The sequence below is a fragment of the Brucella pseudogrignonensis genome (assembly GCF_031454375.1).
In the GTDB taxonomy this organism is placed as follows: Bacteria; Pseudomonadota; Alphaproteobacteria; order Rhizobiales; family Rhizobiaceae; genus Brucella; species Brucella pseudogrignonensis_A.
The window spans coordinates 67,736-80,492 of sequence record NZ_JAVDQT010000008.1 but is presented as its reverse complement, the minus strand read 5'-3'; the positions used below and the strand labels follow the sequence as shown (position 1 = coordinate 80,492).

Genomic DNA, 12,757 nt, shown 5'->3' with positions numbered 1-12,757 from the left:
GGCGTTTGATCATTATGCGGCGTTGAGCTTCTTTTCCGCAGCTTCAGCAGCATGTTCTGCTGTGATGCCGAAATGCTTGTAGAGATCGTTGATCTCACCCGAAGCGCCGAAGCCCTTCATGCCGATGAAGACGCCGTTTTCGCCGATGAAGCGTTCCCACCCCATCGAAAGACCAGCTTCGATTGCGACCTTAACGGAAGCATCGCCAAGCGTTGCCTGCTTGTAAGCATCGCTCTGTTCTTCAAACAGCTCAAAGCATGGAACCGAAACAACGCGGGTTGCAATGCCCTTGGCTTCGAGAAGATCACGCGCCTTGAGCGCGATTTCAACTTCGGAACCGGTCGCAAAGATCGAAACCTTTGCATCGCCCTTTGCAGCTGCCAGTTCGTAAGCACCGAATGCGGAGAGGTTTTCTTCGCGATGGTCAGTACGAACGACAGGCAGGTTCTGACGGGTCAGAGCGAGTGTCGAAGGAGTGCCCTTCGAATGCAGTGCAATCTGCCAGCATTCTGCAACTTCCACAGCGTCTGCCGGACGGAAGACATTGTGGTTTGGAATGGCGCGCAGAGCTGCAAGATGCTCAACCGGCTGGTGGGTCGGGCCGTCTTCGCCAAGACCAATCGAATCATGGGTCATGACGTAAACAACACGGATGCCCATCAGCGACGACAGACGCATGGCCGGACGGCAATAATCCGAGAAGCACATGAAGGTGCCAGAGTAAGGAATCAGACCGCCATGCAGTGTGATGCCGTTCATCGCAGCAGCCATGCCGTGTTCGCGGATACCGTAGTGGATATAACGGCCACCGTAGTTTTCCGGCGTAACAGCCTTAGTCTGACTGGTCTTGGTGTTGTTGGAACCGGTCAGGTCGGCAGAGCCGCCGAGCGTTTCAGGCACAACGCCATTGATTACTTCCAGAGCCATTTCGGACGACTTACGGGTCGCAACCTTTGGCTTTTCAGCGGAAAGCTTCTTCTTGTATTCGTTGATCGCGTCATCGAAGTTTGCAGGTAGGTCGCCACGCATACGACGTTCGAATTCTGCGCGGGTTTCTGCGTCAGCCGCAGCAAGACGCTTTTCCCATTCCTGACGCTTCTTCGCAGCGTTGAGGCCAGCAACGCGCCATGCGTCGAGAACTTCAGCAGGAACAACGAAAGGTTCTGAAGTCCAGCCGAGTGCCTTGCGCGTTGCAGCAATTTCTTCTGCGCCGAGCGGAGAGCCGTGGACCTTGTTGGTACCAGCGCGGTTTGGCGAACCAAAACCAATGGTGGTCTTACAAGCGATGAAGGTTGGCTTTTCCGAAACCTTGGCAAGTTCAATTGCCTTGGCAATGGCGTCCTGATCGTGACCATCAACTGCCAGCGTGTTCCAGCCGGAAGCGGCGAAACGTGCAGGCTGATCGGTGTTGTCGGACAGCGAGATCGGGCCGTCGATGGAGATGTTGTTGTCATCCCAAAGAACGATCAGCTTGTTAAGCTTCAGATGGCCTGCAAGCGAAAGAGCTTCCTGGCTGATGCCTTCCATAAGGCAGCCATCACCAACGATCGCATAGGTGTAGTGGTCAACGAGGCTGTCGCCGAACTGTGCATTCAGAACGCGTTCGGAAAGCGCCATGCCAACAGCATTTGCAATGCCCTGACCAAGCGGACCAGTTGTGGTTTCGATGCCAGCGGCATGACCGTATTCTGGGTGACCAGCAGTACGTGCGCCGAGCTGACGGAAATTCTTGATTTCCTCAATCGAGATGTCTTCGTAGCCCGAAAGGAAGAGCAGCGAATAAAGAAGCATCGAGCCGTGACCTGCGGAAAGCACGAAGCGGTCGCGATCTGGCCAATGTGGGTTCTGTGGGTCATGCGACAGGAAGCGCGTGTAGAGCGCGGTCGCAATATCGGCTGCACCCATCGGGAGTCCGGGATGGCCGGAGTTGGCTTTTTCAACCGCATCAATCGAGAGGAAGCGGATTGCATTGGCCAACTGATTTTGTTTATCGGAATTCGTCATGGTCTCAGCCGTCTTTCCAGAGTGGTTTGAACGGGGTTGCGGCGATGCCTCGGGACTGAAGCACGAACTTCTTATACTAAACGATTTAATCAATTTAAACCGATTAAATGCGTCAGATGCTCGCGCTGCAAAAGGCTTTGGGACACATAGCACCTGCGACCGAGGAGTCAACAAAACGATAGCTTTTCGACAATAAACACTCCGCGATTAAGTGCGAAATGCGGGCAATTGCTGGGGCGGCTAACACTGAAAAGCCTTTTTTGCGCTGATAACGGTGCATGAACGGGGTCAAAGCCCCCTCATTTGTTGCTTATCGGGCTCACGATTATTACAGTCTTTTTAAAGATGCCCGTCCGGCAGGCGCGATTCGAAGTCTGTAATCTGGGTCTGTGATCTGGCATTGGAAAGGATATGGATGGCACCCGATACGACCCTCAGGCAAGTCCTCGAACGGCTGGACAAAGCACTCAACACGCTTGAACAAGCAGTTGATCTGCGGCTGGACAAGGAAGGCGACTTCGCCGAAGCCGAGGAAGAGGTGCAGCGTATGAACGCTGACCGTAGCAAACTTGCTCAGGAACTTGATCAATCTGAGGCACGCGCAGAGCGGCTGGAAGCTGCGAACCGTGAAGTGTCACGTCGTCTTGTGACCGCTATGGAAACCATCCGCGCCGTTCTGGATCGATAAAGGACACAAGCATGGCGACTGTAACCGTTACCATCGATGGCAAAGCTTATCGGATGGCCTGTGACGAAGGGCAAGAAGAGCATCTCTCTGGCCTTGCGGATCGTTTCGACCAGTATGTCACTCATCTGAAATCTTCTTTTGGCGAAATCGGTGATCTGCGTCTCACTGTCATGTCTGGCATTATGGTGATGGATGAGCTTGCTGAGACCCAGAAGCGTGTCAAAGCGCTTGAAAAAGAGGTTGAAAACCTGCGCCACTCACATGATGAAGCGCTGACAAGTGCCGACAAGAATGATGCTGCCGTAACCGGAATGCTTGCAGATGTTGCGGCTCGTCTTGAGCAGGTGGCGGCGCGTATCTCACCGCGTCGTAGTTCGACTTAATTTTCTTAAAAGATTTCTGTATCTGTCTCGATAGCTCTGGCGCTTATGCATGACTGCGCCTATATGTGTTGTCGGCGTACTGCGCTTCCCGACAGGTGTAACAGCATCCCCGGGGCCTTATTGATCTCTAAGGGAGCTGTCCCTGTGAAGGCCTGTGGGCTTTTGCATATGGCGCCCACCTACGTTGTAGGTTCCCGGGATCAAACACTACCATCGGTTGTCGTGGTCGCCACTTTTTCTCTCGCTTTGCGCCTTTTTGAGCTAAGCGGTTTGTTATTTAAGACAAATGTGTTTTAAAGCGCCTTATCCCCTCAAAGATATGTGCGTTTACTGATGACTTATACTCCCCCTGACTTGCCTCCTGTTTCTGAACGTCTGCGCGTCGCTGTTCCAGTTGCGATGGTCTATGGGCTGCTACTTTATGTCTTTATCTGGTTGACGCAGGTCGCCGATATGATGCCCTTCATTGCTGGACTGATGCTTTTACCGATGGCGGTTGCAAGTTTGGCATCAAGTATTAACGATCCGCGCGCGCTAAAAAGCCTCTGGCGCCATGTAAAAATGGGCTGGATGATAATTGGCGGCCTCGTCGTTATCAGTATGGTCTTCTTTCGGGAGGGCGGGATTTGCGTGATTATGGCTGCCCCATTCTTCGCAGTTTTTTCGGCGATTGGATCATGGGCGGCGCTTTCCCTTATCCGGCGCTTCCGTACGCCGCGTTCGACAATGTTGGTCATTGCGCTTCCATTGATGTTTTATCCGTTCGAGCCGTTGCTGAAATATGAGCCGCATGAGGGGGCGGTTACGACTGTTATCGATATTGCAGCTTCGCCTGAGATTGTGTGGCAGCAGACGGCTGAAATCCGCAACGTTCGCGCGGATGAACTGTCTTGGACATTCAGTCATGGCATCGTCGGTGTGCCGCAGCCTGTTGATGCGCGGCTTGAGGGCGAGGGCGTCGGCGCTGTACGCCAGCTTGAATGGACGCGCGGTGTAAAATTTCAGGAAATTATAACGCAGTGGGAAAAAAATCGTCTTCTTGCATGGGATTTCAATTTTGGGCCGGAATCGATACCTGCTGCCGTTGAAGCGCATATCGATGTAGATAGTTCCTATCTCAAGCTTACCAATGGCGATTATCAGCTTGAAACCCTTCCGAATGGTCACACGCGCCTGACACTGACCACGCGCTACCGGATTGCTACGCCGATCAATTTCTATTGCGATCTCTGGGGTAAGGTTTTCCTGAATGATTTTCACGGTGTTGTGCTGAAAGTTATTCGTGAGCGCTCGGAGAGATTAGCAACTGCCGCTTGACGGATAAGCACATTCCGGGTCCACTATTAGCAATTGGTGGAGGCGTTTGATGAATGATACCGGGCAGCCGCAAGGTGGCGATAAGCAACAGTTGAGGCGAGCAGTGCTTTCGCGTCGCGATGCGCTTGATCCGCGGTTTCGTTACGAGGCTTCTTTGTCGGCGGCTAAAAAGGCAGAAGCTGCTCTTCGCATTCCGAAGGGAACAATGATTGCCGGGTATTGGCCGATCCGATCGGAGATTGATCCACGCCCGCTATTGTCTTTCATGCGCGACAAGGGTGTACGGCTGTGTCTGCCGGTGGTTCTGGATAAAGAGACGATTGCTTTCCGCGAGTTTCTGCCGGATGCGGAACTGGTGCAGACGGGCTTTGGTACGATGGGACCAGATAAGAATGCACCGCTGGTCGATCCCGCCATTTTGCTGATGCCGCTTGCAGGTTTTGACAGGCGTGGCCACAGGCTTGGCTATGGGGCAGGGCACTATGATCGCGCGCTGTCGCGCTTCAGACAACGCGGTCTGGAGCCGCTGCTGATCGGCATGGCATTTGAATGTCAGGAAGTGCCACATGTGCCCAATGAGCCGCACGATATCGCTCTTCACCAGATACTGACCGAGACTGGCTTGCGCTCCTTCGATCAGGGCTGATAAAGACGGATTTATGAGATTACTTTTTCTTGGTGATATGGTGGGCCGATCGGGGCGCACGGCGGTCTATGATAAGCTGCCGGGGCTGATTTCCGATCTGAAGCTGGACTTCGTGATCGTCAACGGTGAGAACGCCGCTGGCGGCTTCGGTATTACCGAAGAGATTTTTCACGACACGATTCGCGCGGGTGCCGACGTCGTGACGACCGGCAATCACGTTTGGGATCAGCGCGAGGCGCTTGATTTTTCCAAACGTGAAGATCGTTTTCTGCGTCCTGCAAATTTTCCGAAAGGAACAGCGGGCAAAGGCGAAGGGCTTTACATCGCCAAAAACGGTGCGCGCGTGCTGGTTTCCAATGTGATGGGCCGCGTTTTCATGCACCCTGACCTCAACGATCCGTTCATCACAGCCGAGAAAATCCTCGAAGCGTGTCCACTTGGTGAACAGGCCGATGCCGTGTTCTTCGATTTTCACGCAGAAGCCACAAGCGAAAAGCAGTGCTTCGGTCATTTTGTCGATGGTCGCGCCAGTGCTGTGGTTGGAACGCACACACACGTGCCGACTGCCGACTATCAAATCCTGCGCAACGGCACGGCCTATATGTCGGATGCTGGCATGTGCGGCGATTATGATTCGTCGCTGGGCATGGAAAAGGAAGAGCCGCTTAATCGGTTCCTGTCGAAAGTACCGAAAGGCCGCTTTGAGGCAGCCAGCGGTCCTGCCACTGTCTGCGGCGTGGGGATTGAGATTTCTGACCGCACGGGGCTTGCCGAAAAAATTGCACCACTGCGTATTGGTGCACGACTGGAAGAGAATATTCCAGAATTCTGGAAATAGTTCCGATCTACAATCTGATCTGCACGCCCGCATAATCGTCGTTGACGGCGATGCGGGTACAGAGATCTGACCATTCGCAAGATCGACAGGCTTTGCGGATGGTTCCTGCTGCAAAGGCAGAGCGCATTAATGTAAGCCGCGCTGCATCAAGCTCAAAAGAAGAGCCTGCGGCAATTGTGGTTTCAAATAAGTCTGAGACGGCGTTCAGCGCCAGCCGGTCACGGACCACAACACTTTCATTAAAGCAGTGGCAATCGCCGGTACAAAGCAGCGGTTGGCAAATATCGTCTGGCCCATCAATGATCTCGATGTCTTCTCCACCAGACAAGCGCCCGGCAATCGTGTCATAATTGTCCACGAATGCCGGGCTGTAGCCTTTGCCGATATAAGTCAGCATGCAGAGAAGATGATGGCCGCGTAAGCGTACCGTCATTTTCTGTTTATCGGTTTGCTGCTTTGAGAATCGCAGCGCCGAGTGCCGATTTGATCACTGCGCCGACGAGGAATGGCGTGACGCCGAAGGCGACGGCCTTTTCAATGCCGATGACGCCCGAAAGCCACAGCGCGCCAAGCGCCAGACAGATTGCGTTGGCAGCAAGGAAAGACGCGAAGCTTAAAACAATGTTCTTATTCCAGCCGCGCTCAGCGAGATAGCCGGTTAGCGCTGCGATAATAGGGAAGGCTGCGAGATAACCAGCCGTTGCGCCTGCAAAGTGGTGGATACCGCCAGCGCCGCCTGCAAGAACAGGAAGCCCAATCATCGCCTGACCGAGCCATGCGAGAACTGTGGCCGCACCCAGACGCCAGCCATAGAGCGCGCCGATCAATGGCACGATCAGCGTCTGAAGCGTAATTGGAACGGGGATCATCGGAACTTCAATCTGCGATGAGATTGCCAGAACCAATGTACCAAATGCGACGGCTGCGATGCGCAGGGCAGGCGAGCGGGACTCAAGATCAAGCGGGCTAAAAGATACGCTCTTTTGGGTGATGTAGGCCATGACTTCCTCAAATTATAGATAAAATTACGATTCGATCTATTTAAAATCTCTGGATTGATGCGTTTTGGCAAGTGTGAAATAGATAAAATATATAAAAACTGGGAATTGTTTAAAATCAATACGATAAGACCCGTTCGCGATCTGCAATAACTGCAGGTCACGGGGCAGTAAAAAATCCGATTGTTGAAGCTGCCGTTTAGCCGACGATTGCGAAAGAATCGCGGGTCTTGCCCGATGCCGTTTTGATCGGGCGATGGCCGATCCATTGCACGTGTCGTGCGAGAATGGTCGTTGCGGCGTCAATATCGTTCTGACGAAGCGCAGTTAAAATAGCCCGGTGGTCATGATCGGTGCGGGTTTCCCACTCCGACCGCCATGTGGCAAACAGAAAGCGCGCACTGGCTGCATGCAGATCGTCAATGGTCGCAAGTAAGCGTGGCATGTTGCATGGCTCAAGAATCAGCCGATGAAAGCGACGATTGGCTTCTTCCCAGCTTCTAACGTCGCGTGATTTATCACCTTCGACTGTGGCTTGCTCTGCTGCATCCAGCGTGGCGCGCGTGATGTGCGGGGCCGCATGGCGCAATGCCAGCACTTCAAGAGCTGCACGCATTTCCGCCACTTCACGAATTTCTTTGATGTCGAAAGAAGCAACGCGAACACCGCGTCTCGGCTCCGAAATTGCCAGCCCTTGTGCTTCCAGTCGTCGAAACGCTTCACGGACAGGCACATGGCTCGTTTCAAATTCTTCAGCAATATGATCCTGCCGCAACTTCACGCCCGGCTCGATCTCACCCGCAATAATGCGGTCGGCCAGAATGCGGCTGATGCGGGTAGCAATTGTTTCGCTGGTGGTGTTGCTGGAATGCTGTTTCATGGCTTTATAGATAAAGCTGTTTGGGTGTAGGCGTCGACAGCTAATCGCATAATTGACAGAGGAATTTGTAATTTGGCGCTTTTGCTGGACGAATGAGCCTCAATTCCTTATAACGCGCCCATTCTGCACGGAAAGCACGCTGGCCCGAGCTGTGGCCTGCCCTCTTCTCAAGTGACGCTTTCTCCGTGCGCTTCATTTGAACCGAACAGGGGTGCCATGGCTGGCCATTCACAGTTTAAGAATATCATGCACCGCAAAGGCCGTCAGGATGCCGTGCGGTCGAAAATGTTTTCAAAGCTCGGACGCGAAATTACCGTTGCGGCCAAGCAGGGTCTGCCTGACCCATTGATGAATCCGCGCCTGCGTCTGGCAATCCAGAACGCCAAAGCGCAGTCGATGCCGAAAGACAACATTGAACGCGCCATCAAAAAGGCCGCTGGCAATGACGGTGAAAACTACGATGAAGTGCGTTACGAGGGCCGTGGCCCGGGCGGCGTTATGGTTATCGTTGAAGCCCTGACCGACAACCGCAACCGTACTGCATCCAATGTGCGTGCAGCTTTCACCAAGTCTGGTGGTGCGCTGGGCGAAACCGGTTCGGCTGCATTCATGTTCGATCGCGTTGGCGAAATCGTTTACAAGATTGCCGTTGGCGATGCTGACACTGTCATGGAAGCAGCGATTGAAGCCGGTGCTGACGATGTTCAATCAGGCGAAGAAGAACATGTGATCCTTTGCGCCTTTGAAGACATCGGTGACGTATCTAAGGCGCTGGAAACAGCGCTTGGCGAAGCCGAATCGATCAAGACGATCTGGAAGCCACAGACCAACACTGAACTTGATGAAGAAAAGGCACGCTCTGTGCTGAAGCTTCTCAACGTGCTCGAAGATGATGATGACGTTCAGAACGTCTACAGCAACTTTGAAGTCAGCGACGAAGTTATGGAGAAGCTGAGCGCCTAAGTTCTGGCTTCAGTTTTAACTCTTTGAACTCCCGGCTCGTCCGGGAGTTTTTTATTTCGCACAGTCACTGCGTGCGCGTTGCAATAGCCTCTCGTAGAGCTCGTTGACCTCAATCCTGTCGGTTGCATTCACCAGTCTTATGTTATTTCGCTGCGCAGATGCTTTGAGTTCTGAGTTATCCCGCAGTGAGCGTTCGATAAATTTATCGATGATATGCCTAAGACTTCGCTCAGTACGATCATAGGCCGCCTCGCTGCGCATTCTGCTGAGCAGAAAATCGTCTTCAGCATAAAGACAGATACATTCGGTTGAGCTGGCGTTTAGTGTCGCCAGATATTCCGGACGCAATGCTGTCCCCTCGCAGATAAAGTGTTGTCCGTCATGCCCAAAGCTCTCGATCTGCTGCTGGACAAGAGGCCACATATTTTCATGATGTACCTTCAGAAACCAGTAAATGGTTTCAGGTGAAAGGTTTGAATAATATTCAGCGACTGCTGGGCGGATTGTAGGCCAGGGACGCCCGGGATGTCGGGCAAGGCTGTCAGTAGAAACGAGATTCCACCCGAGCGCTTTTCTCAGGCGTGAGGCAAATGTTGATTTTCCGACATGGGAAGTTCCGGCAATCAATATGCCAGACATTGTGCGCTCCATTACTCCAGTCTCCAGACCGTTAAAGTCTGACTATAACGCCTTTTAGATCGGGGATGCACACAACAAAAAACCTCGCCAGAGCGAGGTTTTTCGTAAGTTCATCAATAACGATATTAGATACCGAGATTGCCGAAACGGTTTTTGAACTTGGTAACGCGGCCACCGCGGTCGAGCAGGGTCTGCGAACCACCGGTCCAAGCTGGATGCGTGGTTGGGTCGATATCGAGGTTCATCGTATCGCCTTCTTTGCCCCAGGTAGAACGGGTTGTGTATTCGGTGCCATCGGTCATCACGACCTTGATGGTGTGGTAGTCGGGATGGATATCAGCTTTCATCTTCTCAATCCTGAAAGTCTGGGAAGAAAAGCCCAGCTCTAATGTTTAAAACTGCGGCACTTTCGCCCGATGGTCAATATGAAGACCCGTTACCAGAGGCAACGGCTTCCAAAAGGGTTGGCGAGCCTATACATCAGGCGCACGGCAATAACAAGGGCGCAATCTCAAGAATGGCCAGCACAGATAGTCAAATTCGCATGAATCCTGATTTCAATACCCAAGAAGATCGGAAACGCCGCTCGCTTAAGCCTTTGAAGCGGATGATCCCATTTCTCTCGCGCTATAAGAGTCTGGTTGTTGGCGCGCTTTTTTCGCTGGTCCTTGCTGCTGTAACAACTCTTGCAGTCCCTGTCGCCGTTCGCCGGATGATTGATCATGGATTCTCAGGTTCTGATGCGATCTTCGTCAATAATTACTTCGTCATGCTGGTGGCATTGGCGCTGGTGCTGGCGCTGGCATCCGGGCTTCGCTACTTCTTTGTGATCTCGCTTGGCGAGCGCGTAGTGGCCGATCTGCGCAATGCCGTGTTTTCACATGTGACCAGCCTTTCGACGGAATTCTTTGATCGCTCGCAGTCTGGCGAGATTGTTTCACGACTGTCTGTGGATACAACACAGATCAAGTCGGTTGTTGGTGCGACGGCCTCTGTTGCTTTGCGCAATGTGATTCTCGGCATCGGTGCGCTGATCATGATGGTCGTCACAAGCCCTAAGCTTTCCATGCTGGTGATTGCTGCCATTCCGCTGATTGTTATTCCGCTGATTGCCTTTGGCCGCTCGGTGCGGCGTCGTTCGCGTATGACGCAGGATATGCTGGCCCATGCCAATGCCTATGCCAGCGAGCAGATTGGTGCCATGCGTACTTTGCAGGCTTTCACCAATGAAAATATGGTGGTGGGGCGTTTTGCAGGTGCCGTTGAAAAAGCCTATCAGGCTGCACGTTCATCCATCAAAGCACGTGCTATTCTCACTGGCTTTGCGATCTTCCTGATCTTTGCCAGTGTTGTTGCGGTGTTGTGGTTTGGCTCACGCGATGTGCTGTCGGGCACAATGAGCGCAGGAACGCTCGGCCAGTTTGTTCTTTATGCGGTATTTGCAGCCAGTGCATTTGGTGCGCTTTCCGAAGTGGGTGGTGAACTTGCGCAGGCCGCTGGTGCCACAGAGCGTCTTGCGGAGATTCTTGATGAAAATCCGGGCATCGCTGCGCCGTCAAAGCCAGTTGCTCTTCCGGAGCCAGCGCGGGGCGAAATCAGCTTCGATAATGTGCACTTCTCTTACCCGACGCGCCCCGACGCGCCGTCGCTCAACGGCGTCAGCTTCGCTGTAAAGCCCGGTGAGACGGTTGCGATTGTTGGCCCGTCTGGAGCTGGTAAAAGCACGATCTTCTCGCTGGTGATGCGTTATTACGACCCTCAGACAGGTTCTGTGCGTATGGATGGTGTGGCTTTGCCAGATGCCGATCCGGCTAAGGTGCGTGAGCGCATTGCAGTCGTGCCGCAAGACGTTGTGATCTTTGCCACCAGCATTCGCGAAAATATCGGCTTCGGTAAGCCGGGCGCGAGTGATGCGGAAATCGAAGCTGCGGCGAAAGCAGCTCTTGCGCATGATTTTATTCTGGCACTCGACAAGGGATATGACACGGAAGTCGGTGAACGCGGCGTAACGCTCTCAGGTGGTCAGCGTCAGCGTATCGCGATTGCGCGTGCAATTCTGCGGGCGGCACCCGTTCTGTTGCTCGATGAAGCGACTTCTGCGCTTGATGCCGAAAGCGAAATGCTGGTGCAAAAGGCACTGGATAGCCTGATGGATAATCGCACCACGCTGGTCGTGGCGCATCGTCTTGCAACAGTTCTGAAAGCCGACCGCATTCTGGTGCTCGATAAGGGGCAGATCGTGGAAGAGGGAACCCACCAGACGCTGGTTGAAAAGGGCGGGATTTATGCCCGCCTTGCCAAGTTGCAATTTGAAGCCGGTTCCGGCGTTTTCGGGAAATAAATAAAGGGGCTAAGCGCCCCTTTATTTCTATCTCTCAGTCAGTTTTAGCTCGATGCGGCGATTTCTGGCCCGGGCATCGGGCGTATCTGCGTTATCAAGCGGCTGGTATTCGCCAAAGCCTGCCGCAACCAGACGGTTCGGCGGAACGCCATTTGCTATCAGATCTTTGACCACAGCTGTTGCGCGCGCTGAGGAAAGCTCCCAGTTGTCGCGGAAACGACCAGTTCCCGCGAGCGGCACATTGTCGGTATGGCCATCCACACGCAGCACCCAGTTGATGTCATCCGGGATTTCCTGATTGAGTGTGATGACTGCTTCAGCAAGCTTCTTCATTTCATCCAGACCGGCGGGATTAAGATCAGACGAGCCGGTTGGGAAAAGAACTTCCGACTGAAAAACAAAACGGTCGCCGACGATGCGGATGTTTTCTTTGTCGGACAGAATCGCCCGCAGACGACCAAAGAAGTCAGAACGATAGCGATTGAGTTCCTGAACGCGCTGTGCAAGCGCTACGTTCAGGCGACGACCGAGATCGGCGATCTTGGCGTTTGACTCGCGATCTCGCGATTCTGATGCATTAAGTGCATCTTCCAGTGCCGCAATCTGACGACGAAGTGCAGAAATCTGCTGATTGAGCAATTCAACCTGCGAAAGTGCGCGTGCGCTGACTTGCTTTTCTGCATCAAGGCTCTGGCCCAGTTCGCCAGCCCGCTTTTCAGCGGCAGCACCTGCACCACTGCCCTCATTGAGTAGTGCCTGCAAGCGGGAACGCTCGCTCTCGGCACCTGACAAGGATGCCTGCAGGTCAGCAATCGTATCCTGCATGTCCTGCGAGTTGCTTTTCTCTAGCGAAAGAAGCTGTGTCAGTTCCTGTATTTGGCTGTTGAGGCGCGCGAGCGCAGTATCTTTGCTATCGACATCGCGGCTCAACAAAAACTGTCCCAGCACAAAGACTGTGAGCAAGAACATGATGGCCAGCAGCAATGTCGTCAGCGCATCGACAAAGCCGGGCCAATAATCGACATGACGTTGCGGGCGGCGGTTACGGCCTAGAGCCATG

General features: G+C 53.4%; 14 protein-coding genes and 1 other RNA gene. 8 read left to right on the top strand and 7 right to left on the bottom strand.

Going from position 1 to position 12,757, the window contains the following annotated elements:
- Positions 1-12: 12 nt before the first annotated feature.
- Positions 13-2,004, bottom strand: a complete 1,992-nt coding sequence (gene tkt, locus J2782_RS18590; RefSeq protein WP_310015302.1) for a transketolase — start codon at positions 2,002-2,004, stop codon at positions 13-15.
- Positions 2,005-2,419: 415 nt separating this feature from the next.
- Between tkt and J2782_RS18585 the strand changes: the two genes are divergently transcribed.
- From J2782_RS18585 to J2782_RS18560, 6 genes are all read left to right on the top strand, one after another.
- Positions 2,420-2,692: a DUF4164 domain-containing protein gene (locus J2782_RS18585; RefSeq protein WP_250041133.1), complete on the top strand. Its 273-nt coding sequence runs from the start codon at positions 2,420-2,422 to the stop codon at positions 2,690-2,692.
- An 11-nt stretch (positions 2,693-2,703) separates the two neighbouring features.
- The gene (locus J2782_RS18580) at positions 2,704-3,075 is read left to right on the top strand and encodes a cell division protein ZapA (RefSeq protein WP_310015301.1); all 372 of its coding nucleotides are present in this window, start codon (positions 2,704-2,706) and stop codon (positions 3,073-3,075) included.
- Between the two features lie 73 nt (positions 3,076-3,148).
- Positions 3,149-3,307: non-coding RNA, 6S RNA (gene ssrS / locus J2782_RS18575), on the top strand.
- A gap of 101 nt (positions 3,308-3,408) precedes the next feature.
- Positions 3,409-4,392 carry an SRPBCC family protein gene (locus J2782_RS18570; protein ID WP_310015299.1) on the top strand — a complete coding sequence of 328 codons (984 nt, stop codon included), beginning with the start codon at positions 3,409-3,411 and terminating at the stop codon, positions 4,390-4,392.
- Positions 4,393-4,441: 49 nt separating this feature from the next.
- The gene (locus tag J2782_RS18565) at positions 4,442-5,038 is read left to right on the top strand and encodes a 5-formyltetrahydrofolate cyclo-ligase (RefSeq protein ID WP_310015298.1); all 597 of its coding nucleotides are present in this window, start codon (positions 4,442-4,444) and stop codon (positions 5,036-5,038) included.
- Positions 5,039-5,051: 13 nt separating this feature from the next.
- Entirely contained in the window at positions 5,052-5,876 is an 825-nt protein-coding gene (locus tag J2782_RS18560) for a TIGR00282 family metallophosphoesterase (RefSeq protein ID WP_310015296.1), read from the top strand.
- Positions 5,877-5,883: 7 nt separating this feature from the next.
- Here the strand turns inward: J2782_RS18560 and J2782_RS18555 are convergent, their stop codons facing one another.
- The 3 genes from J2782_RS18555 to J2782_RS18545 form a co-directional block, all read right to left on the bottom strand.
- Positions 5,884-6,309, bottom strand: a complete 426-nt coding sequence (locus J2782_RS18555) for a DUF1284 domain-containing protein (protein ID WP_310015294.1) — start codon at positions 6,307-6,309, stop codon at positions 5,884-5,886.
- Between the two features lie 7 nt (positions 6,310-6,316).
- Positions 6,317-6,877, bottom strand: coding sequence for a biotin transporter BioY (locus tag J2782_RS18550; RefSeq protein WP_310015292.1), 561 nt, complete (start codon positions 6,875-6,877; stop codon positions 6,317-6,319).
- Between the two features lie 196 nt (positions 6,878-7,073).
- On the bottom strand, positions 7,074-7,754 hold the full coding sequence (locus J2782_RS18545; protein WP_310015290.1) for a GntR family transcriptional regulator: 681 nt from the start codon (positions 7,752-7,754) through the stop codon (positions 7,074-7,076).
- A gap of 216 nt (positions 7,755-7,970) precedes the next feature.
- Between J2782_RS18545 and J2782_RS18540 the strand changes: the two genes are divergently transcribed.
- Positions 7,971-8,717 carry a YebC/PmpR family DNA-binding transcriptional regulator gene (locus J2782_RS18540; RefSeq protein ID WP_250041121.1) on the top strand — a complete coding sequence of 249 codons (747 nt, stop codon included), beginning with the start codon at positions 7,971-7,973 and terminating at the stop codon, positions 8,715-8,717.
- Positions 8,718-8,768: 51 nt separating this feature from the next.
- Here J2782_RS18540 and J2782_RS18535 read toward each other — a convergent pair whose 3' ends face one another.
- Both J2782_RS18535 and rpmE read right to left on the bottom strand, forming a co-directional pair.
- Positions 8,769-9,356, bottom strand: coding sequence for an AAA family ATPase (locus tag J2782_RS18535; protein ID WP_310015287.1), 588 nt, complete (start codon positions 9,354-9,356; stop codon positions 8,769-8,771).
- Positions 9,357-9,481: 125 nt separating this feature from the next.
- Complete coding sequence (rpmE, locus tag J2782_RS18530; RefSeq protein WP_187544024.1) at positions 9,482-9,703, bottom strand: 50S ribosomal protein L31; 222 nt, start codon at positions 9,701-9,703, stop codon at positions 9,482-9,484.
- Between the two features lie 197 nt (positions 9,704-9,900).
- Between rpmE and J2782_RS18525 the strand changes: the two genes are divergently transcribed.
- Positions 9,901-11,697, top strand: coding sequence for an ABC transporter transmembrane domain-containing protein (locus tag J2782_RS18525; protein ID WP_404989678.1), 1,797 nt, complete (start codon positions 9,901-9,903; stop codon positions 11,695-11,697).
- 27 nt (positions 11,698-11,724) lie between these two features.
- Here the strand turns inward: J2782_RS18525 and J2782_RS18520 are convergent, their stop codons facing one another.
- Positions 11,725-12,756 (bottom strand): peptidoglycan -binding protein, encoded by a 1,032-nt coding sequence (locus J2782_RS18520; RefSeq protein WP_250041120.1) that lies wholly within the window; start codon positions 12,754-12,756, stop codon positions 11,725-11,727.
- Position 12,757: the final 1 nt, after the last annotated feature.

Bases quoted from the DNA above. Each gene is read 5' to 3' on its own strand.
- tkt (WP_310015302.1), bottom strand. From the start codon at position 2,004: ATGACGAATTCCGATAAACAAAATCAGTTGGCCAATGCAATCCGCTTC.
- J2782_RS18585 (WP_250041133.1), top strand. From the start codon at position 2,420: ATGGCACCCGATACGACCCTCAGGCAAGTCCTCGAACGGCTGGACAAA.
- J2782_RS18580 (WP_310015301.1), top strand. From the start codon at position 2,704: ATGGCGACTGTAACCGTTACCATCGATGGCAAAGCTTATCGGATGGCC.
- J2782_RS18570 (WP_310015299.1), top strand. From the start codon at position 3,409: ATGACTTATACTCCCCCTGACTTGCCTCCTGTTTCTGAACGTCTGCGC.
- J2782_RS18565 (WP_310015298.1), top strand. From the start codon at position 4,442: ATGAATGATACCGGGCAGCCGCAAGGTGGCGATAAGCAACAGTTGAGG.
- J2782_RS18560 (WP_310015296.1), top strand. From the start codon at position 5,052: ATGAGATTACTTTTTCTTGGTGATATGGTGGGCCGATCGGGGCGCACG.
- J2782_RS18555 (WP_310015294.1), bottom strand. From the start codon at position 6,309: ATGACGGTACGCTTACGCGGCCATCATCTTCTCTGCATGCTGACTTAT.
- J2782_RS18550 (WP_310015292.1), bottom strand. From the start codon at position 6,877: ATGGCCTACATCACCCAAAAGAGCGTATCTTTTAGCCCGCTTGATCTT.
- J2782_RS18545 (WP_310015290.1), bottom strand. From the start codon at position 7,754: ATGAAACAGCATTCCAGCAACACCACCAGCGAAACAATTGCTACCCGC.
- J2782_RS18540 (WP_250041121.1), top strand. From the start codon at position 7,971: ATGGCTGGCCATTCACAGTTTAAGAATATCATGCACCGCAAAGGCCGT.
- J2782_RS18535 (WP_310015287.1), bottom strand. From the start codon at position 9,356: ATGTCTGGCATATTGATTGCCGGAACTTCCCATGTCGGAAAATCAACA.
- rpmE (WP_187544024.1), bottom strand. From the start codon at position 9,703: ATGAAAGCTGATATCCATCCCGACTACCACACCATCAAGGTCGTGATG.
- J2782_RS18525 (WP_404989678.1), top strand. From the start codon at position 9,901: ATGAATCCTGATTTCAATACCCAAGAAGATCGGAAACGCCGCTCGCTT.
- J2782_RS18520 (WP_250041120.1), bottom strand. From the start codon at position 12,756: ATGGCTCTAGGCCGTAACCGCCGCCCGCAACGTCATGTCGATTATTGG.